Origin of the sequence: Rhodopirellula maiorica SM1, assembly GCF_000346295.1 — a bacterium.
GTDB lineage: Bacteria > Planctomycetota > Planctomycetia > Pirellulales > Pirellulaceae > Novipirellula > Novipirellula maiorica.
The window spans coordinates 1-3,056 of sequence record NZ_ANOG01000439.1 but is presented as its reverse complement, the minus strand read 5'-3'; the positions used below and the strand labels follow the sequence as shown (position 1 = coordinate 3,056).

Sequence of the window (3,056 nt, the reverse complement as noted above, 5' to 3'; positions counted from 1 at the left end):
ATTTACTCAGTCATTGTGTCGGCCTCCGGCCTTGGCAGCTCATTCGCTACATCCCGTGGCCTTACGGCCACGGCAGAGGATGTATCGGCCTCTGGCCTAAGCCGGACGCTCTCGTAAGGCACCGGGTAGTGGAACCCGGCCGCTGACGCGCAAGCGGCTCAAAAAAACAACACGCCGCTAGCCCCGGTTGGATATCGGAACCGTGGCTAGCGCCAAAGCGGCTAACATACGAAAAGTCGGAACCGTGGCTAGCGCCAGAGCGGCTCACATGCGAAAAGACTCGTGGCTAGCTGCTTAGGCATCGGCTGCCACGATCGAGCTGCGGCAGAGTTTGCCGCCAAATTCACTAAATCGGGGCCGTATTGCGCAAACGGCAATCTTGGCGAAATCAACCAACTCATCCCAGTGATTAGCTTCAAATTCGCTAGCACTCATTGACCTTAAGTCAATTGGGAAATAAAGTTTCCCCGTAAAAGGCGTTGTTTTCGTGGTTTAGAGCCGCCAATGCCTTGTCGCTTGGGACCGCTCACAGATGTTTCGGGCTCCCCAATTAATCCGTTTCTAATCTCTTACTCACAAACCACGACGGTTCCTTCAGAGACTAACTATGGCAAAGAAAGCTGGCTCAGCTGACAAGATGGTTTACTACTTCGGTAAGACAAAAACCGAAGGCCGTGGCTCAACCAAAGCAATCTTGGGTGGCAAAGGTTTGAACCTTGCTGAGATGACCGCGATCGGTCTTCCCGTTCCTCCCGGATTCACGATCACCACCGCTGTGTGCGACGCATACTACAAGTCCGGCGAAAAGATGCCCAAGGGCTTGATGGACGAAGTCAACACCGCTGTCAAAACGCTCGAAAAAGAACTGGGCAAAAAGTTCGGTGACGATTCGAACCCACTGCTCGTCAGCGTTCGTTCGGGTGCAGCCGTTAGTATGCCCGGAATGATGAACACGATTCTGAACCTTGGTTTGAACGACGCGGCCACTGAAGGTCTCGCCAAAGCAACCAAGAACGAACGATTTGCCTACGACGCTTATCGTCGTTTGATCAATATGTTCGGTGACGTGGTGATGGGCATGGACCATCATCAATTTGAAAAAGCGTTTGACGACATCAAGAAGAAGTACAAAGTCAGCGAAGACACCGAAGTTCCCGCAGAAGGTTTGAAGCAACTTTGCGAAGCCTACAAAGCGGTTTACAAGAAGTCGACGGGCGAAGAATTCCCGCAAGACCCGATCAAGCAGCTTGAACTTTCGATCATGGCTGTGTTTGGCTCGTGGAACACATCCCGCGCCGTTCGTTACCGTGAAATCGAAGGCATCCGTGGCTTGCTAGGCACCGCGGTCAACGTGCAATCGATGGTTTACGGCAACATGGGCGATGACTCGGGAACGGGCGTTGCATTCACGCGTAACCCCAACACCGGCGAAAACAAGTTCTTCGGCGAGTTCCTGATCAACGCACAAGGCGAAGACGTTGTTGCCGGTATCCGCACGCCTCAGCCGGTTGCGGAAATGCCCAAGTGGAACCGAAAGGTTCACAAAGAATTGCTGGCGATCAAAAAGACGCTCGAAGATCACTACGCCGAAATGCAGGACATCGAGTTCACGATCGAACGTGGCACGTTGTACATGCTGCAAACCCGAACCGGCAAACGCACCGGAGTCGCAGCGGTCAAGATTGCTTGCGACATGGTCAAGGAAAAATTGATCGATCAAAAGACCGCTGTGTTGCGTGTTCCTGCGAACGACTTGACTCAATTGTTGCTGCCTAGCTTCAAACCAACCGCGCGTAACGCAGCGGATGTTTTGACTCGTGGCTTGCCGGCTTCCCCCGGTGCCGCAGTTGGTAAGTTGGCGTTCAGTGCCGAAGAAGCACGTGAACGAGCCGACGCGGGCGAAAAAGTGATCTTGGTTCGTAAAGAAACCAGCCCCGAAGACGTCGACGGCATGAACGCCGCCGCGGGTATCTTGACCAGCACCGGCGGTATGACCAGCCACGCGGCGGTCGTCGCTCGTGGTTGGGGCAAATGCTGTGTTGCCGGTGCCGGCGAAGTCGAGATCAACGAAAAAGGCAAGAAGATCAAAGTTGCCGGACGTACCTTTGGTGTCAAAGACGTCATCAGTCTCGACGGAACCACTGGCGAAGTCATGTCGGGCGAAGTGGAAACACAAGAACCGAAACTTTCGGGCGACTTTGCCAAATTGATGAAGTGGGCTGACGAGTACCGCACCTTGGCCATCCGCACCAACGCCGATTCGCCAGCGGACAGCAAGCGAGCTCGCGACTTCGGTGCCGAAGGAATTGGGCTTTGCCGTACGGAGCACATGTTCTTTGACCCCGAGCGGATCATTCACATGCGTTCGATGATCTTGGCTCAAGACGAAAAAGATCGTCGTGCGGCGCTCAAGAAATTGCTGCCTTTCCAACGCAAAGATTTCGAAGGCATCTTCAAGGCGATGAACGGGCTGCCCGTCACCATCCGTTTGCTAGACCCACCCTTGCACGAATTCTTGCCTCACGAAAGCGCGAGCCAAAAGATCGTGGCCAAAGAATTGGGTGTTTCGGCTAACGAAATTTCCAAACGTGGCCAAGCGCTGCACGAGTCCAACCCGATGCTCGGTCACCGTGGTTGCCGCTTGAGCGTGACCTATCCGGAAATCCTTGAAATGCAAGTTCGTGCGATCGTCGAAGCGGCGATCAACTGTGCGGGCAAGAAGATCAAGGCGCATCCTGAGATCATGATCCCGCTTGTTGGAACGGCAAACGAATTGGAACTGCTTCGTGGCAAGGTTGAACAAACCATCGAAGAAACCAAGACGTCCAAGAAGTTCAACGGCACCTTGGATATCTCGATCGGTACCATGATCGAAATTCCACGTGCTTGCTTGACTGCAAACGACATTGCGGCTCACGCGGACTTCTTCAGCTTCGGCACGAACGACTTGACGCAAATGACGTTTGGTTACAGCCGTGACGATGTGAACACGTTCTTGCCCGATTACATCCACCAAGAAATCCTCGAGGTTGACCCGTTCCAATCGCTGGACACCT

At 53.7% G+C, this 3,056-nt stretch carries 1 protein-coding gene; it reads left to right on the top strand.

Annotated elements, in window-relative coordinates:
- Positions 1 to 607: 607 nt before the first annotated feature.
- The coding region (gene ppdK / locus RMSM_RS14040) for a pyruvate, phosphate dikinase (RefSeq protein ID WP_008697120.1) at positions 608 to 3,056 on the top strand (2,449 nt) is incomplete at its 3' end.